Consider the following 23,431-nt stretch of genomic DNA (forward strand, 5'->3'; position numbering starts at 1 on the left):
GTCTGGATGAAAAGAACTCGCTTGCGGGCCACCGCCCCCAGGCCTACGATACGTTCCAGATTCGTTTTTTTCTTCCCCCCTTCCGACCTGGAGACACACATGGCCCACGCCGCTTTTCAATGGGATGATCCTTTCCTCCTGAGCCAGCAACTGACCGACGACGAGCGCGCCATCCGCGACGCCGCCGCAGCGTATTGCCAGGACAAGCTGGCACCCCGCGTGCTGGACGCCTTCCGCCACGAAAAGATGGACGTGAGCATCTTCCGCGAGATGGGCGAAGTGGGCCTCTTGGGCCCCACCATCCCCGAGCAGTACGGCGGCCCCGGCCTGTCGTATGTGGCCTACGGTCTGATCGCCCGCGAAGTGGAGCGTGTGGATTCGGGCTATCGCTCGATGGCCAGCGTGCAGTCGTCGCTGGTGATGGTGCCCATTTATGAATTCGGCAGCGAAGCCCAGCGCCAGAAGTACCTGCCCAAGCTGGCGAGCGGCGAGTGGATTGGCTGCTTTGGCCTGACCGAGCCCGACCACGGCTCCGACCCCGGCAGCATGGCCACGCGCGCCTACAAGGTCGATGGTGGCTACAAGCTCAAGGGCAGCAAGATGTGGATCACCAACAGCCCCGTGGCCGACGTGTTCGTGGTCTGGGCCAAGGAAGTGTCCGAAGGCGGCGCCGTGGGCCCCATCCGCGGCTTTGTGCTGGAAAAGGGCATGAAGGGCCTGACAGCCCCTGCCATCCACGGCAAGGTGGGCCTGCGTGCGTCGATTACCGGCGAGATCGTGATGGACGACGTGTTCGTGCCCGAAGAAAACGCCTTCCCTGAAGTGCAGGGCTTGAAGGGCCCCTTCACCTGCCTGAACAGCGCGCGCTACGGCATCGCCTGGGGTGCGCTGGGTGCCGCCGAGTTCTGCTGGCACACCGCCCGCCAGTACACGCTGGACCGCAAGCAGTTTGGCCGCCCCCTGGCTGCCAACCAGCTCATCCAGAAGAAGCTGGCCGACATGCAGACCGAGATCGCCATCGGCCTGCAGGCCTGCCTGCAGTTTGGCCGCATGAAGGACGCGGGCACGGCCAGCGTGGAAGGCACTTCCATCATCAAGCGCAACAGCTGCGGCAAGGCGCTGGACATTGCCCGCCTGGCCCGCGACATGATGGGCGGCAACGGCATCAGCGACGAGTTCGGCGTGGCCCGCCACCTGGTGAACCTGGAAGTGGTGAACACCTACGAAGGCACGCACGATGTGCACGCCCTCATCCTGGGCCGCGCCCAGACGGGCATCGCCGCGTTCGCCAACTGATCGGCCTGCGCCCCGAGAACCGGCAAAAACACCGCCTTTGCGGTGTTTTTGCCTTGTAGCGCTAGTCCATCATGCGCTGACAGCTATTAATTTCATAGTAAACACCCCATGACCACCTCTTCTACCGCCCCAGGCGCCCTCGCAGGCATCAAGGTGCTCGACCTCTCCCGCGTGCTCGCGGGCCCCTGGTGCACGCAGGTGCTGGCCGACCTGGGCGCGGACGTGGTCAAGGTGGAGCGCCCCGGCGTGGGCGACGACACGCGCCAGTGGGGCCCGCCCTTCTTGAAGGACGCCGACGGCAACGACACGAACCAGGCCAGCTACTACACCGCCTGCAACCGCAACAAGCGCTCCGTCACCATCGACATGGCCTCGCCCGAGGGCCAGGCGCTCATCAGGCAAATGGCGCTGGAGGCGGACATCGTGGTGGAGAACTTCAAGGTCGGCGGCCTCAAGCAGTACGGCCTGGACCATGAAAGCCTGCGCGCACTCAACCCGCGCCTCATTTACTGCTCCGTCACCGGCTTTGGGCAAGACGGCCCGTATGCGGAACGCGCGGGCTACGACCTGATGGTGCAGGCCATGACGGGCCTGATGAGCATCACCGGCCAGGCCGACAACCAGCCCGGCGGTGGCCCCATGCGTGTGGGCGTGGCCGTCATCGACCTGTTCACCGGCCTCTACGCTAGCAACGCCATCCTGGCCGCGCTGCACGTGCGCGACAACGCGGTGAACGGCACGGGCCAGGGCCAGCACATCGACATGGCGCTGCTGGACGTAGGCATGGCCGTTCTGGCCAACCAGGCCTCGGGCTTTTTGGCCACCGGCAAAGCGCCCGGCCGTATGGGCAACAGCCACCCCAGCCTGGCGCCCTACCAAGATTTCCCCACCGCCGACGGCAACATGCTGCTGGCGATCGGCAACGACGGGCAGTTCCAGCGCTTTTGTGCAGCGGCCGAACAGCCCCAGTGGGCCAGCGACCCGCGCTTTGCCACCAACACGCTGCGCGTGCAAAACCGTGCCGCACTGATCCCCGCCATGGAGGCCGTGACCCGCACGCGCACCACGGCCGACTGGATCACGCTGCTGGAAAACAAGGCCGTGCCCTGCGGCCCCATCAACACCATCGCCCAGGCGTTTGACGACGCCCAGGTGCAGGCCCGTGGCCTGGCCGTGACGCTGCCGCGCTGGAAGGACGGCGAGGCCGCCACCGACAACGTGCAGCAGATCACCGGCGTGGCCAGCCCGCTGCGCCTGTCGGCCACCCCACCCGTGCTGCGCAATGCGCCACCGGCACTGGGCCAGCACACCGACGAGGTGCTGCGGGAGATGGGGCTGGATGCGGAGCGCATTGCTGCGCTGCGAGCCAGCGGGGTCGTGTAGCCAGCCCTCACCGCATCGGCTTGCGCGATGCCCTGACCACCCCACGGCCTTGCCCTCACCGGCAAGGCCGTTTTGTTTATCCAAGCCGCATTTCGTCAGCGACTGGCCTGATTCCGCACATGCCTGCCCCACGGCAAAAAGACATATACAAAAATTTACATCTCTCTCCATAATCCCGAAAAGACCTCGCCTGCGGCCCCGCGTGTCAGCGAGCCATTGGACCAGGATGGCGGCCCCCAAGCCCCAACGCTACGTTTCTTGGACCCTCAAGGAGTTCCTCATGAAGCTCAGCCTCAAGCTCCCCCTGGCCTTCACCGTGTCGCTGCTCTTGCTGTTTGCAGCGGCCCTGTTTGGCATCAGCCGTCTGAACCAGGCGCTCGACACCTACCAGACCACGGTGGCCCAGAGCTTTGAGCATGAGCGCATGGCGGCGGGCATGCTCAACAACTTCAAGGTGCAGGTGCAGGAGTGGAAAAACGTGCTGCTGCGCGGCAAGGACCCGGCCCAGCTCACGCGCTATTGGGCCGCGTTTGAAAAGCGGGAACAGACCATCAAGGACGAGGCGCAAAAGCTCGTCGCCGCCCTGCCCCCGGGCGAGGGCCGCGAACGCGTGTTGCAGTTTGCCCAGGCCCACGAACGCATGGGCACCGCCTACCGCAAGGGGTTGGAAGCCTTCAAGGCCGCCGACCACGACCCACAGGCGGGCGACAAGGCCGTGGCGGGCATGGACCGCGAGCCCTCGCAACTGCTGGACCAGGCGGGCGACCTGATCGCAAAGGCCAGCAGCGCCGTGGCCGAACGTGCCGCCGCCACTGCGCAGCGCGCCACCACCATCAGCCTGGTGGTGATGCTGGTGGTGTGCGCGCTGGGCATAGCAGGCGCCATTGCCTTCAGCCGCACGGTGGTGAACCCGCTGGACAACGCGGTGCGCGTGTCGCAGGCCGTGGCCAGCGGCGACCTGACGGTGGCGCGCCATGTGCAGGGCAAGGACGAGATCGCCCTGCTGCTGAACGCGCTGCACGGCATGCAGAAAAGCCTGTCGCAGGTGGTGAGCAACGTACGCAACAACGCCGACAGCGTGGCCGCTGCCAGCACCGAGATCGCGCTGGGCAACAACGACCTGAGCGCCCGCACCGAGCAGCAGGCCAGTGCGCTGGAGGAAACATCGGCATCGATGGAAGAACTCAGCTCCACCGTGCAGGCCAATGCCGAAAACGCCCGCACCGCCAACCAGCTGGCCGTGAGCGCCAGCACCGTGGCCGTGCAAGGCGGCGACGTGGTGGCCGAGGTGGTGACCACCATGAAGGGCATCAACGACAGCAGCAAGAAGATCGCCGACATCATCTCGGTCATCGATGGCATCGCCTTTCAGACCAACATCCTCGCGCTGAACGCCGCCGTGGAGGCCGCCCGTGCAGGCGAACAGGGACGCGGCTTTGCGGTGGTGGCCAGCGAGGTGCGCAACCTCGCCCAGCGCAGCGCGGACGCCGCCAAGGAGATCAAGACCCTGATCCACGCCAGCGTGGAGCGTGTGGAGCTGGGTACCACGCTGGTGGACAAGGCCGGCGCGACGATGAACGAGGTGGTGAGCGCCATCCGCCGCGTGACCGACATCGTGGGCGAGATCAGCGCCGCCAGCAGCGAGCAAAGCGCGGGCGTGGCCCAGGTGGGCGAAGCGGTGATGCAGATGGACCAGGCCACGCAGCAAAACGCGGCGTTGGTCGAACAAAGCGCAGCAGCTGCCGACAGCCTGAAGATGCAGGCGCAGCAGCTGGTGCAGGCGGTGGCAGTGTTCCGGCTGGCAGATGCGCAGACGAGCCCGTCCACCGCCTCCCGCATGCCCACTGCGGGCCAACGCCAGCCCCGGTTGGCCGCAAGCTGACATGGCGCGGCCATTTCAAGCCCAATCGGCCTGAAGCGCTAGTGCATCATGCGCCAGTAGCTACCAAAATAGTAGCAAATGGCGCCTTCTCAGGCTTCAGCCAGCGCAGGGGTTGCCTGCTGCACAGTCGCCAGCGTGGGCGAGGCCAGCTTGCGCAGGTAGGCCATGGTCTGCAGGCAGGCCTGGGCCACCTCAGTGCCCTTCTTCACGAAATGCTCGCGGAAGAAGCGCACATGGTCCTCGTGGTCGTGGAAGTCGCGCGGCGTGAGCACGGCCGACATCACGGGCACCTCGGTGTCGAGCTGCACGCGCATCAGGCCGTCGATGACGGCGGTGGTGACAAACTCGTGGCGGTAGATGCCGCCGTTGACCACCAGCGCACAGGCCACGATGGCGTCGTAGCGCCCGCTGCGCGCGAGCTTGCGGGCCAAAAGCGGAATCTCGAACGCACCGGGCACATCGAACAGCGCCACCTGCGCGGGCGGCAGGCCGTGGCGGTCGAACTCGGCCAGGGCGGCGTCGCGGGCCTGGTGCACGATGTCCTGGTGCCAGCTGGCACTGATGATGGCCACGCGGGCGCCACGGTGGGCGGCGACGGGGGCCAGGGGAGAGACGGAAGAAGTAGCAGAAGACTGATTCATGGGTTCCTCAAAACAGGTCGTACCAGAATCAGGGCGCGCGCGAGCACTGCACCTGCACAGGGCGGCGCAGGCCTCAGGCGCTGACCAGCGGGCAAAAAGCACGCAAGCAAACGCCAAAGGCCCAGCCACCCATGGCGGGTGCTGTGGGTTTCGCGATCTCTTTCATCCGGACTGTGACCGTCGGCTCTGGTTTCGCACCAGATCTGCTGACCCTGCAGGCCTGTTCCGAAGAACGGCTCCGCAGGCGCTCGCGGGCTCTTGCCAGCCTTTCAGCCAACAAATACCGCCGGTGGGGAATTCCGCCCCGCCCTGAGAACGCTGTCGGCCCCGAAGGTCATTCGGGGCCGACGGGTGAGATTTTAGGCGGGTGGATGGCTCGATGCCGTCGCGCAGGCGATTGCCTGCACTGGCAGTGGCGGCTTCTGGGGCTCGGGGTGTGCAGAACGCCGATGCCTGCTCAGCGCACGCGCTGAAACCCGCCTTCGGCCCAGGCCGCTGCGCTGGCGGGCGTGAGCTTGAAGGTGGGCGGCGCGGACGCACGGGCAAGCTCTTCACCCAGCTCGTCCTGCGCGCTCAGCGTGGCTGTGGCGCCTTCTTCATCGGGCACGATGACCAACGCCACGCGCAAGCGCTGGCCGTCGGCGGTGGTGATGTGCACGCTTTTGTTCAGCTGCGCGTGCAGTTGCTGCTCATGGCGGCGCACCACCTCGCTCGCGGTCTTGACCAGGGTGTGGAAGGCCGACACATCGAGCGGCTTGGGGTTCTTCTTGTCGCGGCCCATGGTCCAGGGGCCCACCAGTGCGGGCTCGGCCTCGCCCTTCAAGGTCATGGCCACGGCCCAGCCATCGTCGTCCTCGTTCTTGATGACCTGCGCCGTCCAGCGCCCGTCGCTCCAGCAGCGGGGTTCCTGGATGGTGTCGGGCGTGTCGTGTGCGTCGGTCATGGAGAAAAAGGCCTGGATTGCGGGAAAGGGCGCAGAGCATAACGGCAGGGCCCGGTGGCCCTGATTTTCAATAACCATTGGTTATCGAAAAGACCACGCATGGCGCAGGCTTGGTTACTCGCCCAAAACGTCCGGCGCCACCCCCGCCGTTTCACGCAGCACGTCGATAAAGGCCTGGGCCGAGGGCGTGGGCGGCTCGCCCAGGCGGGTGATGAGGCCATAGCTGGGCATGCGGTCGGGCAGCTCAACGGGGATGCGCGAGAGCAGGCCCCGGTCCACGTATTTCTGGATCAGCGCGGCAGGCTGCAGCGACATCATGTGCGTGGTGTTCATCAGCTCCAGCGCAAACAAAAAGGACGGCGTCTCCACCACCCCCGCCGTGAGCGCCAGGCCCGCGCCGCCAAACAGGTCGTCCGACACCTTGCGCACGGCCGTGGAGGCGGGGTACAGAATCCACGGCCAGTGCGCCAGCTCGGTCAGGGACAGGTCGGTGGCGCCGCGCAGCGGGTGGTGCTGTCCGCCCACCACATGCAGCGGCTCGGCCGACAGGTGCTCGTAGTGGAACTGGCTGCGCTGGTCCTCGGTGGTGAAGCGGCCAATCATCAGATCGATCTTGCGTTCGGCCAACCAGGCGATGAGCTGGTCGCTGCTCTGCTCCAGGATCTTGATGACCAAGAGGGGCCGCAGGCGCTGGATCTCGACCACCGACGCCACCAGCACATGCGCAGCCGACCCGGTGATGGCGCCCACCGTCACATGGCCGTGGCCGCCCTGCTTGAGCGCGTTGAACTCGTCGACAAACTTGCGCTGCCCATCGAGCGCGGCGCTGGCGTAGCGCAGCGTGAAGAGCCCCAGCTCGTTGGGCCGCATGCCGCGCGAGAGGCGGTCGAACAGGCGCGCCTCCAGGATCTCCTCGATGTCCATCAGGATCTTGGTGGCCGCAGGCTGCGTGACGTGCATCTGCTCGGCCGTGAGCCGCAGATTGCGCGTGCGGCCCAGGATGTCCAGAAACTGCAAATGCCGAAAGCGCAGCCGCGCGCAGGCCTGCGCCAAAGACAAGGGTTTACCCGGAAATTCGTCTGGACTCATAAGCGTTTGGAATGGATTGTCGCAAAACATTCAGTGGACCGGCCGGGGCGCGAAACCTAACCTTGTCTCTGCGTCGATAACGGCTGGCCCCAAAAAGCCGCAGGCGCCAAAGGCCTCGCCAACGGGGTCAGCCATTCCAACGGAGACAAGACACCATGCAATTCACTTCCCTCGCCAAATCCTTGGCACTCGGCGCCACGCTGCTGGCGGCCCTCGCCGCACCCGTCGCCGCGCAAGTCAAGGAACACACCTTCAAGGTCGGCATCGGCCTGAGCGACGACCACCCGCAGGCCCAGGCCGTGCGGCACTTTGCCGAGCGCCTGCAGGCCAAAAGCGGCGGCAAGATGAATGCCAAGCTGTTTGCCAGCGGCGCTTTGGGCAACGACGTGAGCATGACGTCTGCCCTGCGCGGCGGCACGCTGGAGATGACGATCCCGGATTCGTCCACGCTGATGTCGCTGATCAAGCCCTTTGGCGTGCTGAACCTGCCGCTCACCTTCAACAACGAGGCAGAAGCCGACGCAGTGCTGGACGGCCCCTTCGGCCAGAAACTGCTGGCCATGCTGCCCGACAAGGGCCTGATCGGCCTGGGCTTCTGGGAGAACGGCTTTCGCCACGTGACCAACTCGCGCCGGGCCATCAACACGGCCGACGACCTGGCGGGCCTGAAACTGCGCGTGATCCAGAGCCCCTTGTTCCTCGACACCTTCAATGCCCTGGGCACCAACGCCACGCCCATGCCGTTCACCGAGCTGTACACCGCCATGGAGCAAAAGGCCGTGGACGGCCAGGAGAACCCGCCCGCCACCATCCTGGCCAGCAAGTTCTATGAGGTGCAAAAGCACCTGGTGCTGTCGCGCCACATGTACAGCGCCTGGGTGCTGCTCATCTCCAAGAAAACCTGGGACGGCCTCTCGGCCGACGAGAAGAAGATCGTGCAGGAGGCCGCGCGCGAGGCCACGGTGTTCGAGCGCAAGACCATCCGCGCCTTCAGCGAAACCGCACTGGGTGAGCTGAAGAAGGCCGGGATGCAGATCACCGAGCTGCCCGCCGCCGAACAGGCCAAGCTGCGCACCAAGCTGCAGCCCGTGCTGGCCAAGTACGGCAAGGAGTTTGGCGAAGAGACCACCAGCGAGCTGATGGGCGAACTGGCCAAGGCGCGGGGCGGCAAGTAATTTGCACGCTTCCCGGGGCGCAGCGTCCGGCTGCGCCCAGCCCCTCTTTTGCGACGCCCCGACCCCATGACAAAAATACCCCGCCGCCCCTTCCGCTCCCGCGAATGGTTTGCCGCGCCCGAGCGCTCGGACATGACCGCGCTGTATCTGGAGCGGTTCATGAACTACGGGCTCACGCCCGAAGAACTGCGCTCGGGCCGCCCCATCATCGGCATTGCGCAGACGGGCAGCGACCTGTCGCCCTGCAACCGCATCCACCTGGACCTGGCGCGCCGCGTGCGCGACGGCATCCGCGATGCGGGCGGCATCCCGATGGAGTTCCCAGTCCATCCCATCTTTGAAAACTGCCGCCGCCCCACGGCCGCACTGGACCGCAACCTGGCCTACCTGGGCCTGGTGGAGATCCTGTACGGCTACCCCATCGATGCGGTGGTGCTGACCACGGGCTGCGACAAGACCACGCCCGCGGGCGTCATGGCGGCGTCCACCGTGGACATCCCGGCCATCGTGCTCTCGGGCGGGCCGATGCTGGACGGCTGGCACGAGGGTCAGCTGGTGGGCTCGGGCACCGTGATCTGGCGCAGCCGCCGCCAGCTCGCGGCGGGCGAAATCGACGAGGAAGAATTCTTGCAGCGCGCCTGCAACAGCGCGCCCTCCGCCGGGCACTGCAACACCATGGGCACGGCCTCGACCATGAACGCGGTGGCCGAGGCGCTGGGCTTGTCATTGCCCGGCTGTGCGGCCATCCCGGCACCGTACCGCGAGCGCGGGCAGATGGCGTACGAAACCGGGCGGCGCATTGTGGAGATGGCGTACGAGGACCTGCGCCCCTCGCGCATCCTGACGCGCGAAAGCTTTCTGAACGCGCTGTCGGTAGTGAGCGTGGCGGGCGGCAGCAGCAACGCGCAGGTGCACATCATGGCCATGGCGCGCCACGCGGGCGTGCAGCTCGATGCACAGGACTGGACCGACCACGCCTACGACTTGCCCCTGCTGCTGAACATGCAGCCTGCGGGCCAATTTCTGGGCGAGCGCTTCTTCCGCGCTGGCGGTGTGCCCGCGCTGATGTGGGAGCTGCAGCAGGCGGGCAAACTGCATGCCGACTGCGCCAGCGTGACGGGCAAGACCATCGGCGAGAACCTGCAGGGCCGCGAGACCCATGACCGCGAGGTGATCCGCCCGTTCCATCAGCCGCTGATGGAAAAGGCCGGCTTCATGGTGCTCAGCGGCAACCTTTTCGATTTCGGCATCATGAAGACCTCGGTGATCTCCGAAGCCTTCCGCCAGCGCTACCTCAGCCGCCCGGGTCAAGAGGGCATCTTTGAAGCCCGCGCCGTGGTGTTCGAGGGCGCGGACGACTACCACGCGCGCATCAACGACCCGGCGCTCGACATCGACGAAGGTTGCATCCTGGTCATGCGCGGCGCGGGCCCGATCGGCTGGCCGGGCTCGGCCGAGGTGGTGAACATGCAGCCACCCGACGCGCTGATCCGGCGCGGCGTCAACACGTTGCCCACACTGGGCGACGGGCGCCAGTCGGGCACGGCGGACAGCCCGTCCATCCTCAACGCATCGCCCGAAAGCGCCGTGGGCGGAGGGCTGAGTTGGCTGCAAAGCGGCGACACGATCCGCATCGACCTGAACACCGGCCGCTGCGATGCGCTGGTCGCCTCCGAAGAGATAGCGCGCCGAAAGCGTGACCTGCCCGCCCCACCCGTCCCCGCGAGCCAATCGCCGTGGGAAGCGCTGTACCGCGAGAAAACGGGGCAACTGGCCGATGGCGCGACGCTGGACTTTGCGCTGGAGTTTCAGCGCATTGCCGAAAAGACGCCACGCCACAACCACTGACAACGACCAGGTGAGGCACTCGCGCTCACCCGGTTCTTTTCAAAAGGACTCTCCATGAATAACATGACGGCAGCGGCAGTTGCCGAACGGGCCCGTGCGCCCCAAGCCGCGTTGCAAGTGCTCCCCGACGATGGCCTGCAAGGCACACTGGTCGGCCGCGTGTGGGCGCCCAGTGGCGCCGTTTCTGGCCCCGCGGTTGTGGCACTGCGGCCCGAAGGTGTTTTTGACCTCAGCGCGCACTACCCCACCATGAGCACGCTGCTGGACACCCTGGCACCTGCCGAGGCTGCGCGCACCGCCACGGGCCAGTACCTGTGCAGCGTGGAAGACCTGCTGGCCAACAGCCAACCCGGCGCGCGCGACACTACCCGTCCCTGGCTGCTGGCCCCGTGCGATTTGCAGGTGGTGAAGGCTGCGGGCGTGACCTTTGCGGCCAGCCTCATTGAGCGCGTGATCGAAGAGCAGGCGCGCGGCGACGCCACCCGCGCGCAGGGCCTGCGCAGCCAGGTCATCGGCCTCATCGACCAGAACCTGGCGGACATCCGCCCCGGCTCGCCCGAGGCGATGCGACTGAAGGCGCTGCTGCAGGACAAAGGCCTGTGGTCGCAGTACCTGGAGGTGGGCATCGGCCCCGACGCCGAGGTGTTCACCAAGGCGCCGGTGCTGGCGTCGGTGGGCTGTGGCGATGACATCGGCATCCGCTCCGATTCGGCCTGGAACAACCCCGAGCCCGAGGTGGTGCTGGCGGTGAACAGCCGGGGCCAGATCGTGGGCGCCACGCTGGGCAACGACGTGAACCTGCGCGACATCGAGGGCCGCAGCGCCCTGCTGCTGGGCAAGGCCAAGGACAACAACGCATCGTGCGCGCTGGGCCCGTTCATCCGCTTGTTCGACGCAAGCTTCGGGCTGGAACAGGTGCGCAAGGAGACGGTACACCTGCGCGTGGAGGGCGCGGACGGCTTTGAGCTGCGCGGCATCAACACCATGGCCAGCATCAGCCGCGACCCTACCGATCTGGTGGCGCAGACGCTGGCCGCGCACCAGTACCCGGACGGGTTCATGCTGTTCATGGGCACGCTGTTCGCCCCCATCGAAGACCGCGACCAGCCGGGTGGCGGCTTCACCCACCACCTGGGCGACCTGGTGTCCATCCAGAGCGCGTGGCTGGGCGGCCTGCACAACCGCGTGGCACACAGCGAGGCCGCGCCGCCCTGGCGCTTTGGCCTGCGCGCCTTCATGGCCAATCTGGCGCAGCGCGGGCTGCTGCAGGGCACGGCGCTCTGAGGCGCAAAAGGAAAACAGGAGACACCCATGCTGAATGCCTTCATCGACCGATGCTGCCGCTGGATCAACCTGCTCATCGCCCTGGCGCTGGCCGTGATGGTGGCCATGGTGTTCGGCAATGTCGTGCTGCGCTATGCGTTCAACTCCGGCATTGCCATCAGCGAGGAGGTCTCGCGCTGGCTGTTTGTGTGGATCACCTTTCTGGGCGCCATCGTGGCGGTGCACGAGCGGGGCCACCTGGGCACGGATTTTCTGCTGGCGCGCTTGCCGCCGCTGGGCCAGCGCATTTGCCTGGCCCTGAGCTACGCGCTGATGATCTGGTGCACCTGGCTGCTGTTCAGCGGCGCACTGGCGCAGGCGCGCATCAACTGGGATGTGGATGCACCGGTCACGGGTGCGTCCATGGCCATCTTCTATGCGTCGGGCGTGGTGTTTGCCGTGGCGGCGGGCCTGCTGCTGGCGCTGGACCTGTGGCGCATTGTGTCGGGGCAGATGCCGGACAGCGAACTGGTGCAGATCACCGAGTCCGAAGAACTGGCCGCCGTGGGCAGCCAGCTGCCACACGCAGCCCCCGCGCCCACGGCCTCGCGCCAGTGAGCCCCACACCGCAATGACCTGGAGCGCTCTTCCATGACCGTTTTTATCTTCCTCGGCTCCCTGCTGGCCGCCATGGCCATTGGCGTGCCGATTGCCTACGCGCTGCTGGTGTCCGGCGTCGCCCTCATGTGGCACCTGGACCTGTTTGACGCACAGATCCTGGCGCAGAACGTGATCAACGGCGCCGACAGCTTTCCGCTGCTGGCGGTGCCCTTCTTCATGCTGGCGGGCGAAATCATGAACGTGGGTGGGCTGTCGCAGCGCATCGTCAAGCTCGCGCTCACGCTGGTCGGGCACAAGCGCGGCGGGCTGGGCTTTGTGGCTATCCTGGCCGCCTGCATGCTGGCGGCGCTGTCGGGTTCGGCCGTGGCCGACACGGCAGCACTGGCAGCCCTGCTGCTGCCCATGATGGTGAAGGCGGGGCACGACAAGGCGCGCGCGGGCGGGCTGATTGCCTCGGCCGGCATCATTGCGCCGGTCATTCCGCCTTCCATCGGCTTCGTGGTGTTTGGCGTGGCAGCCAATGTGTCGATCAGCAAGCTGTTCCTGGCGGGCATCGTCCCGGGCCTGCTGATGGGCCTCGCGATTGCGGTCACCTGGTACTGGGTGTCGCAGCGCGAAAACGTCACGCCGCCGCCCAAGGCCTCCACGGCCGAGAAGCTGCAGGCGCTCAAGGAATCGACCTGGGCGTTGTTCCTGCCCGTCATCGTGATTGTGGGCTTGAAGATGGGCGTGTTCACGCCCACAGAGGCGGCGGCGGTGGCTGCGGTTTACGCCCTGTTTGTGGCAACGGTGGTGTACCGCGAGCTGCACTGGCGCCAGCTGACCGAGGTGTTCACCAGCGCCGCCAAAACTACGGCGGTGATCATGTTCCTGGTGGCGGCCGCCATGGTCAGCGCCTGGCTCATCACCGTGGCCGACATCCCGCGCCAGCTGGTGGGCCTGCTCAAGCCGCTGATGGAGCACCCCACGCTGCTGCTCATCGCCATCATGGTGCTGGTGATGGCCGTGGGCACCGCCATGGACATGACACCCACCATCCTCATCCTGACGCCCGTGCTGATGCCGGTGGTGAAGGCTGCGGGCATCGACCCGGTCTACTTCGGCGTGCTGTTCATCATCAACAACGCCATCGGGCTCATCACCCCGCCCGTGGGCACGGTGCTGAACGTGGTGGCCGGAGTGGGCAAGATGCGCATGGATGACGTGACGCGGGGCGTGATTCCGTTCATGGTGGCGCAGTTCGCGGTGATGTTCTTGATGGTGCTGTTTCCGTCGCTGGTGCTGGTGCCGATGCGGTGGTTTACGGGATGAATCTACAGGTTTGAAGCAAAAAATGCCGCAAGCGCTAGTGGATATTTCGCTTGCAGCTATCAAATCAGGAGTTAATCACTCCCGGGCACCATTCAGTTCGCCACCGTGAACCGCTTTTGCACATGGCGCGGCGTTTCCAGCTCGTCGGCCATTGCCACCGCCAGGTCAGCCACGCTGATGCTACCGGGCTGGTCACCATTCATCAGCGGGGCCTCGTCGCCCAGTCGGTACTGGCCGGTGCGCTCGCCAGGTTGCAGCAGGATGGGGGGCGAGAGGAAGGTCCAGTCCAGCGTGTTTTCGGTGCGGATCCAGTTCAGCGCCTCGCGGGCGGCCAGGGCACCCTGCTTCCATTCAGCAGGGAACTGGGGCGTATCCACCAGCTGCACGCCAGGCGCCACAAACAGGCTGCCTGCGCCGCCCACCACCAGCAGTCGGCGCACACCGGCGGCCTTGGTGCCGTCGATGATGGCGCGCGTGCCCTTGAGGAACTGGTCGTGGATGTCTGGCACCGTCCAGCCAGGGTTGTAGGCGCTGACCACGGCGTCGTGGCCAGCGACCGCCTTGGCCACCTGGGCAGCGTCCTGCGCGTCGGCGGCGACCACGGTCAGGCCTTCGCGGGGGGTGAGCTTGGCCGGGTTGCGGGCCAGCACGGTCACGCGGTGAACGCGTTGCAGCAGTTCGTTCAGCACGGCCGAGCCGACAAAGCCGGTGGCACCAATCAGGGCGATGTTCATACGGTGTCCTTGGGGTCAAAGTTGCGATGCAGTGAGAATAGAAACTTGTCAAAGCACGCGGTAGAGGGCTAAAACAGCCTTTTCTTTGAAGCCCTGCTTCACAATCAACTCCACACACCCCCGCCGCCCCTGATGGAAGACCTCAAACGCATGGCCGTGTTTGCCGCTGTGGTGCAACACGGCTCGATGAGCGGCGCCGCGCGCGCCCTGGGCATGAGCACCTCGGCGGTGAGCCAGCAGGTGCGCAAGCTCGAAAGCGACGGCGGCGTGACGCTGCTGCACCGCTCCACACGCAAGCTGGCGCTGACCGAGGCAGGCCAGCGGTACCACGCGCGCTGCGCTGCCATGTGGGCGGCGGCGGAGCAGGCGCGGGCCGAGCTGGCGGCCTCGCGCGATGCGCCCAGTGGCGAGTTGCGGATGTCAGCCACCGTAGGTTTTGCGCGGCACATTGCGCCCGCCCTGGGAGAACTGCTGGCCGCGCACCCGGCGCTGCGCCTGCGGCTGCTGGTGGACGACTCCACCATCGACCTCATCAACGCCCGCATCGATCTGGCGGTGCGCTACGGGCGCCTGGCGGATTCGACCTGGGCCGCACGGCGCCTGGGGGGCATGAGTTGGTATCTGTGCGCGTCGCCCGAATGGGTGGCCGCACATGGCATGCCACAGCACCCGGACGCGCTGCTGTCCCACAGCTGGCTGGGCTTTGCGAGGGAGGGGGGTGGGCTGCTCATCGACCTGCGCAGCCCCACCGGCGAGCCCCGCGCGCTGCGGGTGGAGCCGCGCATTGCCAGCAACAACCAGCTCTCGATCCAGCAGATGTGCGAGGCCGGACTGGGGCTGGCGCTGGTGGGCAGCATGGATTCGCATGAAGCACTGCAAGTCGGCCGGCTGGTGCGGCTGCTGCCGGAGTGGTCATTTGGCACGCTGGATATCTGGGCCGTCACGCCCCAGCGCGATGCCCAGCCCGCAAAGGTGCGCCAGGCGATTGCAGCGCTGCACGCCTACCTGAAGCAGGTGCCGGGCATTTCGGACTGAGGCCCGGCGATACTGTGAAACCCTGCCAGCCCACTACTGCGCGGAAGCCCCACGGCAACGCCACGCCCCTGCGGCAGACCTTGCACAGTGGCTGATATCTTGACCAGACCGTTGCGGAGACATCCATGATTCTTGAAGTTGCCCACCTCACTGTCCGCACCGGTCAGAACAGCGCGTTTGAGCAGGCTTTTGCCCAGGCGCAGCGCATCATTGCGTCCATGCCCGGCTATTTGTCCCATGAGCTGGGCCATTGCATGGAGCGACCGCAGGACTATGTGCTGCTGGTGCGCTGGGCCACCCTGACCGACCACGAGGTGGGGTTCCGCCAGTCCGCCCAGTACCAGGAATGGAAGCGGCTGCTGCACCATTTTTACGATCCGTTTCCCACGGTTGTGCACTTTGAGCCCGTCACGCCGGACAGGGTGTGACGGCGCCGCCACGCACGGATGCTGCAGCGCACTATTCGGGTATTGCCTGAAGATTTAGCGCACTGCGCATGCCGTTTGGGTCCTAGAATTTGTAAAAGCGCGTATCTTCGTATCTTCATTACCGCGCGAAGGATCCAACATGAAAGCCATCCAGCAGGACATCGACGAGCGGACCAACCTCACCAGCACCAACAAGTTCGAGCTGTTGCTGTTCCGCCTGGGCATCGATAGCGCCTTGGGCAAGTCCGAGCTGTTCGGCATCAACGTCTTCAAGATCCGCGAGATCGTGGCCATGCCCAGCATCACGCCGATCGCTGGCACCACGGCCCATTCGCTGGGGGTGGTCAACCTGCGCGGACAGGTGATTCCGGTGCTGGACCTGCCCTCCATCGTCGGCTGCAAGCCCCAGACGGGCCTGAATATCATGCTGGTGACCGAATACGCGCGCACCACCCAAGCGTTTGCGGTCGAGTCGGTGGAAGACATCGTGCGCCTGGACTGGAAGCAGGTGCTGTCGGCAGAGACCAGCGGCGCAGCCGGCAAGCTGGTGACCAGCATTGCCCGCCTGGATGGCAACACCGACGAGTCCCGCCTGGCCCAGGTGCTGGACGTGGAGGCGATCCTGCAAATGATCTCGCCTTCTGACGGTCATGAGGTCACCGAGGAAAAGGTGGGCGCCAAGCTCAAACTCAAGCCCGGCTGCATCATCCTGGCAGCTGACGACTCGTTCGTCGCCCGCTCGCTCATCGAGCAAGAACTCAAGGTGCTCAACGCACCCTACGAAATGGTCAAGTCCGGCAAGGAGGCCTGGGACCGGCTCAATGCCATCGCCAAGAGCGCCGAGGCCGAAGGCAAAACCGTGCTGGACCGCGTGGCCATGGTGCTGACCGACCTGGAAATGCCCGAGATGGACGGCTTCACGCTGACGCGCAACATCAAGCAGGACGCCCGTTTTCACGGGCTACCGGTGGTCATCCACTCCTCGCTGTCGGGCTCGGCCAACGAAGACCATGTGCGCAGCGTCGGGGCTGACGGTTATGTGGCCAAGTTTGTGGCCGAAGACCTGGCGGAGACCATCCGCCGCGTGCTGCCCAAGTAAACCGGCGCTCCATTTCCTGATCACGACGGCCCTGCGGGGCCGTTGGTGTTTTGACGGATGCTACACCGCGCCAAAACAGCTTGTAGCGCCAATTGCATATGGCTCGGCAGCTATCATTCTTGCTGACATCAACCCAAGGTCGGCGCTTGTCCTCACGGGTTGTTACCGCCTTGCTTGGCACCTGTGCGGATGCCGGGTCAACCAAAAGCCCGCCCCACGCGCTAAAGTGATTGGCACCCCTGTGCCAGGCTCCTGAAATTTGTAACGCTCCACCGGAGCGCTTTTCATGGGCTTTACGGACGGGGCGGAACGCGCCATTCCGGCCGGAGTCTGAATACCATGACCTACACCATCACACGCATCCTTTCGGCCACGGTTCTGGGGGCCCTGGTGACAGGGTGCGCCACCGTGCCCGGCGACCCGTACTACGACGCTCCACGCTACCCCGTGTACGAACAGCCCGGCTACATCTACAGCGCGCCGCAGCCGGTGTACCAGGCCCCGCCCGTGTACCGCGCGCCCGGCGTGATCTATTCGGCCCCACCGCCCGCCGTGTACTACGGCGGACGTGACCGCGACGACAACCGCTGGGACAACGACCGCAACCGCGGTGACTGGCGTGAAAGGGAGCGTGAGCGCGACCGCGCCGAACGCGACCGGGCCGCCCGCGAACGTGAGCGGCGCGACCAGCAAGCGCGGGAAGCCGACCGCCGCGCCCGTGAGCAAGATCAGGCCCGCCGCGAGCAGGCCGAACGGGACCGCCGCGCCGCCGAAGACCGCCGTAACCGCGAGAACCGCCCCGGTCGTCTGGCGCCTGACAGCTATACCCCGAGCCCGTACGACTGGCGCTCGCGCCAGCAGTCCAACAGCCAGGAAAAGCCTTGATGGCCTCTCGCTGACCCCGCTGTCCCAGTCACTTTTTCATCACCATGAAGCCACGCAAACACATCCTCATCACCGGTCTGTGCGTGGTCTTCCTGGGTGCTTGGGCTCCCTTGGGAACCCAGGCGCAAGTGATACGCTGCACCGATGCCGCCACGGGCAAGGTCACCTACACCGACGGCAAGTGCGCCAGCGGCGCCACCGAGCGCGAGGTGGAGGCCCGCAAAACCCCACAAGAGATCCAGCAGGAGCGCGAAGAAGCTGCCGAAGCGCTGGCCCGCAAACAGCAGCGACTGCAGGCTGAAGCAACGGCTGCAGAGGCCGAGTCCCGGCGCAACGCACCGCGTGACAACGTGGCCCCGGCCAAGACGATCGACTATGCGCGCTCTCCGGAGTGCGCTCGCTCGCGGCGGAACCTGGATGTGGTGCTGAGCAGCGCCACGGGTGGCGGCTACGAACAAAACCTGCGGGTGGAGGCGGCGCAACGACAGGTCGACCTGGACTGCCTGGGCCCCCAGGGCTATGCAGAGGTGGAGAAATCCCGTCCCCGGTCCAACACCACGGCACCCGTGGTGGTCGTTCCCCCACCGTACTACCCGGTGCGGCCTGCGCCCGTGCAGCCACCGCCGCCCACACCAGCCCCAAAAAAATTCACGCAGTGCAACGTGTTCCGCTGCTACGACGCGCAGGGCAACAGCTACCCCCGCTGATTGGGCGCCCGTTGAAGGTGGATTGAGCAACCTTCAAGGCTCTTGCGCGGCTTCTCAGGCCCGCAGCCCTTCGGCCACGCTGGGGTAACGCAACCGCAGCCCCAACTCGCGCAGCATGCGCTGGTTGTCCAGCCGGCGCGATTCGCTCATGAAGCTCAACAGCATCAGCGACAGCTGCTCCTGCGCCGTGCTGCGTGGCACACGCGGGGGGCGCGGCAGACCATACAGGTCCGCTGCCAGGTCAAAGTAGTCGCCCATCTTCATGTGGGTGGAATCACTCACGTTGTAGGCGCGCTGCGGTCGTCCCTTCCACACCGCCGCCATGCAGGCGCGGGCCAGATCATCGGCGTGGATGTGGTTGGTGAACACATCGTCCTCGGCCACCAGCACGGGCGTGCCCCGGCGCAGACGCGCCTCCGGAGTGCCCCCCTCCCGGTCAGGCGCATAGATGCCCGGAATGCGCAGCAGCGTGGCCCGCACGCCGGCACGGCCCAGGTGGCGCACGGCGCGCTCGGCATTCACTCGGCGCTGGGCGCGCGGTGTGCCAGGGGCCACGGTCCGCGTCTCCGGCACCAGGGCGCCCTGGCAGTCGCCATATACGCCGCTGGTGGACGCATACGCCAGTGACACGGGCAGGCTGCGCAGCCGCAGCGCCCGGGTCAGCGCCACGGTGCGCGGGTCGCGCCACCAGGCATCACCCCCTGCGCCCTCGCCCGGCGGTGGCGCCAGATGCAGCACGCGCGTGGCCAGGCCAGACAGCCTGCGCAACGTCCCCGCATCATCTAAGTTGCCCACCAGCGGGCGGGCGCCCTGCGCACGCAGCCCCGCCACCCGCCCTGCGCTGGAGGTCAGCGCCAGCACCTGCATGCGGCCAGCCCCAGGGCCCGTCTGCAAATTGCGCAGCACCCGTTGACCTACATCACCACAGCCCACGATCAGCAGGCGTTCGCGGCGAAAGCGGGCTGGCAGGGCGCCGAGGGGGTTTTGGTTTGAAGGCAAAATCGGGACCGTCCGTTGACTACAAGAGCCCCCGAGGATACCCACTCCATGACCAGTGCTGAGTCCGTTTTCCAGATCACCGTGCAGCCCAGCGGCCGCGCTTTCAGTGCCAATGCGGGCGAAGCCATCCTGGCCGCCGCCATCCGCAGCGGCGTGGGCCTGCCTTATGGCTGCAAGGACGGCGCCTGCGGCTCGTGCAAATGCAAAAAAATCAGCGGCACCGTGCAGCACGGCGCCCACCAGTCCAAGGCCCTCTCGGCCGACGAAGAAGCCGCAGGCCTGGTGCTGACCTGCTGCGCGCAGCCGCTGTCCGACGTGGTGCTCGAATCACGCCAGGTCACCGACGAAAGTGCCTACCCCATCAAAAAGATGCCCGTGCGCGTGGCCTCGCTCGAAAAGAAGTCGCACGACGTGATGCAGGTGCGCCTGCAGTTGCCTGCGGCAGACACCTTCCGCTACCACGCGGGCCAGTACATTGAATTCATCCTGCGCGACGGTGCGCGCAGGGCCTACTCGATGGCCAACGCGCCGCACACCCAGGCCGAGGCGCCGGGCGTGGAACTACACATCCGCCACATGCCGGGCGGCAAGTTCACCGACCATGTGTTCGGCGCGATGAAAGAGAAGGAAATCCTGCGTGTCGAGGGCCCGTTCGGCAGCTTCTTCCTGCGCGAAGACTCAGACAAGCCCATCGTGCTGCTGGCATCCGGCACCGGCTTTGCCCCCATCAAGGCACTGATCGAGCACCTGCAGTTCAAGGGCATCAGCCGCCCCACCGTGTTGTACTGGGGCGGCCGTCGCCCGGGCGACCTGTATCTGGCAGACTGGGTGCAGGCCCGCGTGGCAGAGCTACCGTGGCTGCGCTACGTTCCGGTCATTTCCAATGCGCTGCCCGAGGACGGCTGGACGGGCCGCACCGGCTTTGTGCACCAGGCGGTGCTGGATGATTTTGCAGACCTCTCGGGCCACCAGGTCTATGCCTGCGGCGCCCCCATCGTGGTCGAATCCGCCCGCGATGCCTACAGCGCCCAACGCGGCCTGCCGCCCGAGGAGTTCTTTGCCGACGCCTTCACCTCAGAAGCCGACAAGCACGGCGGCTGACCTGGCCCCCCCCCACGGCACCAGCCGCCCCACTGACCGTGCGCCCAGCGCCCGCCCAGCCCACCCCGCAGGGCGCGCAGCAGCGCTGGCCCCAGGCCCGGCGCGCCGGCTTCATTGCCACGCTGCTGTGCCTGGCAGCGCTGCTGGTGTGGGGCGCAGGCGAATGGGCCGAGCAAAGCGAACGCGATGCCCAGTGGGACAACCTTCGCCGCTTGGGCGAGGTACAAGCCCTGGCGCTGCGCGGCGTGGCCACGCGGTACAACTACCTGCCCTTCACGGCCGCGCAGCACCCGCTGGTGCGGCGGCTACTGCAGCGGCCCGCATCACAGGCCGTGCGGGACGCCGCCAACGCCTACCTGCAGGCGGTGAACCAGCACGCGGGCTCTGACATGTTGTACGTGATGGACCCGCAGGGCCTCACGCTCGCGTCCAGCAACTGGGATACCCCCAACAGCTTTGTGCACCAGAACTACGGCAATCGCCCTTACTTTCGCGACGCCCTGGCAGGCCAGACGGGTCGCTTTTATGGCGTGGGCAAAACCACGGGCGAGCCCGGCCTGTTTGTCTCCGCCCCGGTGGTCGAAGCGGGCCGGGTGATCGGCGTGGTAGCGGTCAAGGTGCGCATGGAGCCCATCTCAGACCCCTGGGCCCAGTTGCGTGACCCAGTGTTCGTGACGGACGAGCAGGGCATTGTGTTTCTGGGCTCCGTGCCCGACTGGCTCTACCGCACCAGCCGCCCCCTGCCCGCGCCGCTGGTACAGCAGCTGCAGCACAACGAACAGTACGGCACGGGCTGGGCACCACGCACCGTGCCCTGGACCCTGCGCCCCCAGGACGACTCGCCCGGCGCCGAACTGCGCCTGGACGGCCCTGGCGGCAAGCGGTATCTGGCCTTTGAGGAAAAACTGCCTGACCTGGGCTGGACCCTCACCGTCACCGCCGACAGCCGCGTGGTGGCGTTGGCACGGCAGCAAGCCTGGGCGCTGGCCACGCTGGCCTCGGGGCTGCTGGTGCTGGGCGCGCTCTACTGGCGACTGCGCGAGCGGCGGCTGGCAGAGACCCGACTGGCCCGCATCGAACTGGAGCAGCGCGTGCAGGAACGCACCCACGCGCTGCAGCAGGCCCAGGCGTTCCGCCAGTCCATGGAAGACTCACTGCTGGTGGGCATGCGCGCGCGCGACCTCGAAGGCCGCATCGTCTACGTCAACGCCGCCATGTGCGACATGGTGGGCTACCGGGCTGACGAACTCATCGGCCAGCTGCCGCCCTACCCCTACTGGCACCCCGACGACCTCGACCGGCACTGGAACGACAGCGACACCGTACTGGCCGGCAACGCGTTTCCCCATGGGCGGGAGAACCGCCTGCGGCACCGCGACGGGTCGGACGTTTACACCATGTTCTACACCACGCGCCTCATCGACGGCAGCGGCCAGCACATCGGCTGGATGAGCTCGGTGGTCAACATCACCGCGCAAAAGCGGGCCGAGGAACAGCAGCAGCAGCGCGAAACCCAGCTGCAGCGGGTGCAGCGCGTGATCACGGTGGGCGAGATGGCCTCCACCCTGGCGCACGAACTGAACCAGCCGCTGGCAGCCCTGGTCAACTACGCGGCGGCTGCACGCGCGCTGGCCGCCCAGGGCAAGACCGGGCCACTGAACGACAGCCTCGAAGCCCTGTCGGCCCAGGCGCTCCGGGCAGCCGACATCGTGGGCCGCATCCGCCGCTGGGTGCGCCAGCACCCTGAAAGCCGCGAGCCCTGCGACCTGTCGGCCATCGTGGAGCAGTCGCTGGAGCTGCTGCTGCGCGCCGAGGCCCGGCGCCAGGGGATTGCGGTGCGCGTCGAGCAGGCCGCAGCCCCTTTGCAGGTGCATGCCGACCGCGTGCTGCTCGAACAGGTGGTGATCAACCTGGGCCTGAACGCCCTGCAGGCCATGCAGACGCACGAGCCCCCGCCCGAAGGGCACGAACTGCGGCTGCGTTTGGCCGCAGACCCGGGCCACGCGCTGGTGCAGGTGCTCGACCGGGGCCCGGGCCTGCCGCCCGGCATCGCCGAGCGCCTGTTCGAGCCTTTTTTCACCACCCGTTCCGACGGGCTGGGCCTGGGCCTCAACATCTGCCGCTCCATCATTGAGAGCATGGGCGGCCAGCTGCAGGCCCGCAACCGCGAGGGCGGTGGCGCCATTTTTGAAATCCGCCTGCCGCTCGCCAACGCACCTGAGTCCCCCCTGAGAACCCCTGGGAATGCCGACGCACCATGACCCACGACACCCTCCCCACCGCCGCCGAGCCGCCCGATGACACCGTGGTCTACATCGTGGACGACGACGAAGGTGTGCGCCAATCGCTGGCGGCCCTGCTGTTGGCGCGCGGGTACACGGTGCACACTTTTGGCGGCGGCGAGTCCTTCCTGGCAGAGGCAGCGCTGGACCACCCCGGCTGCGTGCTGCTGGACCTGCGCATGGAGGGCCTGAGCGGGCTGCAGGTATTCCACGAACTCGGCCAGCGCCACAGCGCGCTCAAGACCGTGTTCCTGTCGGCCCATGGCGAGCTGTCCTCCGCCGTCGCAGCCGTCAAGCAAGGGGCGGTGGACTGGCTCGAAAAGCCCTGCAACGAAGCCACCTTGCTGGCCGCTGTGGAGAAAGCCTCCGCGCTGTCGCAAGCGCAGGCACGGCAGGCGCAACGGCAGCAGCAACTGCGCGAGCGCTGGAACGCCCTGAGCCCACGCCAGCAAGAGGTGGCCCAACTGCTGGGCACCGGCCTCAGCAGCAAGGAAGTGGCCCGCGCACTGGCGCAGCGTGACCCGGAGCGCCCCATCGACCCGCGCACCGTGGACACGCACCGGTCCGCCATCTTCCTGAAGCTGGACATCCGTTCGTCGCACGAGCTGGGCATGCTGGTGGAAGACCTGGGCGTGGCCCTCAGCGCGCCTCATATGGCACAAACGTCCTCGCCTGACCATCACCCCCTCAGGGATTCATAAGCTTTCTT

At 66.6% G+C, this 23,431-nt stretch carries 21 protein-coding genes and 1 riboswitch; of the genes, 16 read left to right on the plus strand and 5 right to left on the minus strand.

Annotation, left to right across the window (positions count from 1 at the left end; genetic code table 11):
* Positions 1-99 precede the first annotated feature (99 nt).
* From C380_RS18395 to C380_RS18405, 3 genes are all read left to right on the plus strand, one after another.
* Positions 100-1,296, plus strand: a complete 1,197-nt coding sequence (locus C380_RS18395) for an acyl-CoA dehydrogenase (RefSeq protein ID WP_015015345.1) — start codon at positions 100-102, stop codon at positions 1,294-1,296.
* A 108-nt stretch (positions 1,297-1,404) separates the two neighbouring features.
* Complete coding sequence (locus C380_RS18400) at positions 1,405-2,679, plus strand: CaiB/BaiF CoA-transferase family protein (RefSeq protein ID WP_015015346.1); 1,275 nt, start codon at positions 1,405-1,407, stop codon at positions 2,677-2,679.
* Positions 2,680-2,959: 280 nt separating this feature from the next.
* On the plus strand, positions 2,960-4,561 hold the full coding sequence (locus C380_RS18405; protein WP_015015347.1) for a methyl-accepting chemotaxis protein: 1,602 nt from the start codon (positions 2,960-2,962) through the stop codon (positions 4,559-4,561).
* A gap of 89 nt (positions 4,562-4,650) precedes the next feature.
* On the opposite strand, the gene C380_RS18410 is transcribed toward C380_RS18405, so the two are convergent.
* From C380_RS18410 to C380_RS18420, 3 genes are all read right to left on the minus strand, one after another.
* On the minus strand, positions 4,651-5,202 hold the full coding sequence (locus tag C380_RS18410; RefSeq protein WP_043565627.1) for a 6,7-dimethyl-8-ribityllumazine synthase: 552 nt from the start codon (positions 5,200-5,202) through the stop codon (positions 4,651-4,653).
* A 150-nt stretch (positions 5,203-5,352) separates the two neighbouring features.
* Positions 5,353-5,523, minus strand: a riboswitch (FMN riboswitch).
* Between the two features lie 136 nt (positions 5,524-5,659).
* Positions 5,660-6,145 carry a hypothetical protein gene (locus C380_RS18415; protein ID WP_015015349.1) on the minus strand — a complete coding sequence of 162 codons (486 nt, stop codon included), beginning with the start codon at positions 6,143-6,145 and terminating at the stop codon, positions 5,660-5,662.
* A gap of 114 nt (positions 6,146-6,259) precedes the next feature.
* Positions 6,260-7,234, minus strand: coding sequence for a LysR family transcriptional regulator (locus C380_RS18420; RefSeq protein ID WP_015015350.1), 975 nt, complete (start codon positions 7,232-7,234; stop codon positions 6,260-6,262).
* Between the two features lie 155 nt (positions 7,235-7,389).
* On the opposite strand from C380_RS18420, the gene C380_RS18425 reads away from it, so the two are divergent.
* From C380_RS18425 to C380_RS18445, 5 genes are all read left to right on the plus strand, one after another.
* Positions 7,390-8,409, plus strand: coding sequence for a TRAP transporter substrate-binding protein (locus C380_RS18425; RefSeq protein WP_015015351.1), 1,020 nt, complete (start codon positions 7,390-7,392; stop codon positions 8,407-8,409).
* Positions 8,410-8,475: 66 nt separating this feature from the next.
* Complete coding sequence (locus C380_RS18430; protein ID WP_015015352.1) at positions 8,476-10,257, plus strand: IlvD/Edd family dehydratase; 1,782 nt, start codon at positions 8,476-8,478, stop codon at positions 10,255-10,257.
* A 54-nt stretch (positions 10,258-10,311) separates the two neighbouring features.
* Positions 10,312-11,541: a fumarylacetoacetate hydrolase family protein gene (locus C380_RS18435; protein ID WP_015015353.1), complete on the plus strand. Its 1,230-nt coding sequence runs from the start codon at positions 10,312-10,314 to the stop codon at positions 11,539-11,541.
* Between the two features lie 27 nt (positions 11,542-11,568).
* Positions 11,569-12,138 carry a TRAP transporter small permease gene (locus C380_RS18440; protein WP_015015354.1) on the plus strand — a complete coding sequence of 190 codons (570 nt, stop codon included), beginning with the start codon at positions 11,569-11,571 and terminating at the stop codon, positions 12,136-12,138.
* A gap of 33 nt (positions 12,139-12,171) precedes the next feature.
* Entirely contained in the window at positions 12,172-13,452 is a 1,281-nt protein-coding gene (locus C380_RS18445) for a TRAP transporter large permease subunit (protein WP_015015355.1), read from the plus strand.
* A 92-nt stretch (positions 13,453-13,544) separates the two neighbouring features.
* Here C380_RS18445 and C380_RS18450 read toward each other — a convergent pair whose 3' ends face one another.
* Positions 13,545-14,186 (minus strand): NAD(P)-dependent oxidoreductase, encoded by a 642-nt coding sequence (locus tag C380_RS18450; RefSeq protein ID WP_015015356.1) that lies wholly within the window; start codon positions 14,184-14,186, stop codon positions 13,545-13,547.
* A 132-nt stretch (positions 14,187-14,318) separates the two neighbouring features.
* On the opposite strand from C380_RS18450, the gene C380_RS18455 reads away from it, so the two are divergent.
* The 5 genes from C380_RS18455 to C380_RS18475 all read left to right on the plus strand — a co-directional run bounded on the left by C380_RS18455 (position 14,319) and on the right by C380_RS18475 (position 18,340).
* A complete protein-coding gene (locus tag C380_RS18455) occupies positions 14,319-15,221 on the plus strand; it encodes a LysR family transcriptional regulator (protein WP_015015357.1) in 903 nt (300 codons plus the stop codon).
* A 125-nt stretch (positions 15,222-15,346) separates the two neighbouring features.
* Positions 15,347-15,649 carry an antibiotic biosynthesis monooxygenase gene (locus C380_RS18460; protein ID WP_015015358.1) on the plus strand — a complete coding sequence of 101 codons (303 nt, stop codon included), beginning with the start codon at positions 15,347-15,349 and terminating at the stop codon, positions 15,647-15,649.
* Positions 15,650-15,788: 139 nt separating this feature from the next.
* Complete coding sequence (locus tag C380_RS18465) at positions 15,789-16,748, plus strand: chemotaxis protein (protein ID WP_015015359.1); 960 nt, start codon at positions 15,789-15,791, stop codon at positions 16,746-16,748.
* A gap of 339 nt (positions 16,749-17,087) precedes the next feature.
* Complete coding sequence (locus tag C380_RS18470) at positions 17,088-17,633, plus strand: hypothetical protein (protein WP_015015360.1); 546 nt, start codon at positions 17,088-17,090, stop codon at positions 17,631-17,633.
* A 44-nt stretch (positions 17,634-17,677) separates the two neighbouring features.
* Positions 17,678-18,340, plus strand: a complete 663-nt coding sequence (locus tag C380_RS18475; RefSeq protein ID WP_015015361.1) for a DUF4124 domain-containing protein — start codon at positions 17,678-17,680, stop codon at positions 18,338-18,340.
* A gap of 54 nt (positions 18,341-18,394) precedes the next feature.
* Here the strand turns inward: C380_RS18475 and C380_RS18480 are convergent, their stop codons facing one another.
* Positions 18,395-19,339, minus strand: coding sequence for an NAD-dependent epimerase/dehydratase family protein (locus C380_RS18480; RefSeq protein ID WP_015015362.1), 945 nt, complete (start codon positions 19,337-19,339; stop codon positions 18,395-18,397).
* Between the two features lie 48 nt (positions 19,340-19,387).
* Here C380_RS18480 and C380_RS18485 point away from each other — a divergent pair, with 48 nt between their 5' ends.
* The 3 genes from C380_RS18485 to C380_RS18495 are packed head-to-tail and all read left to right on the plus strand — an operon-like array spanning position 19,388 to position 23,423.
* Positions 19,388-20,440 carry a CDP-6-deoxy-delta-3,4-glucoseen reductase gene (locus C380_RS18485; RefSeq protein WP_015015363.1) on the plus strand — a complete coding sequence of 351 codons (1,053 nt, stop codon included), beginning with the start codon at positions 19,388-19,390 and terminating at the stop codon, positions 20,438-20,440.
* Positions 20,441-20,478: 38 nt separating this feature from the next.
* Positions 20,479-22,701, plus strand: a complete 2,223-nt coding sequence (locus tag C380_RS18490) for an ATP-binding protein (protein ID WP_015015364.1) — start codon at positions 20,479-20,481, stop codon at positions 22,699-22,701.
* Entirely contained in the window at positions 22,698-23,423 is a 726-nt protein-coding gene (locus C380_RS18495; protein WP_015015365.1) for a response regulator transcription factor, read from the plus strand. The genes C380_RS18490 and C380_RS18495 overlap by 4 nt, the downstream gene beginning before the upstream one ends.
* Positions 23,424-23,431: the final 8 nt, after the last annotated feature.

The sequence above is a fragment of the Acidovorax sp. KKS102 genome, from assembly GCF_000302535.1.
Taxonomy (GTDB): domain Bacteria; phylum Pseudomonadota; class Gammaproteobacteria; order Burkholderiales; family Burkholderiaceae_C; genus Acidovorax.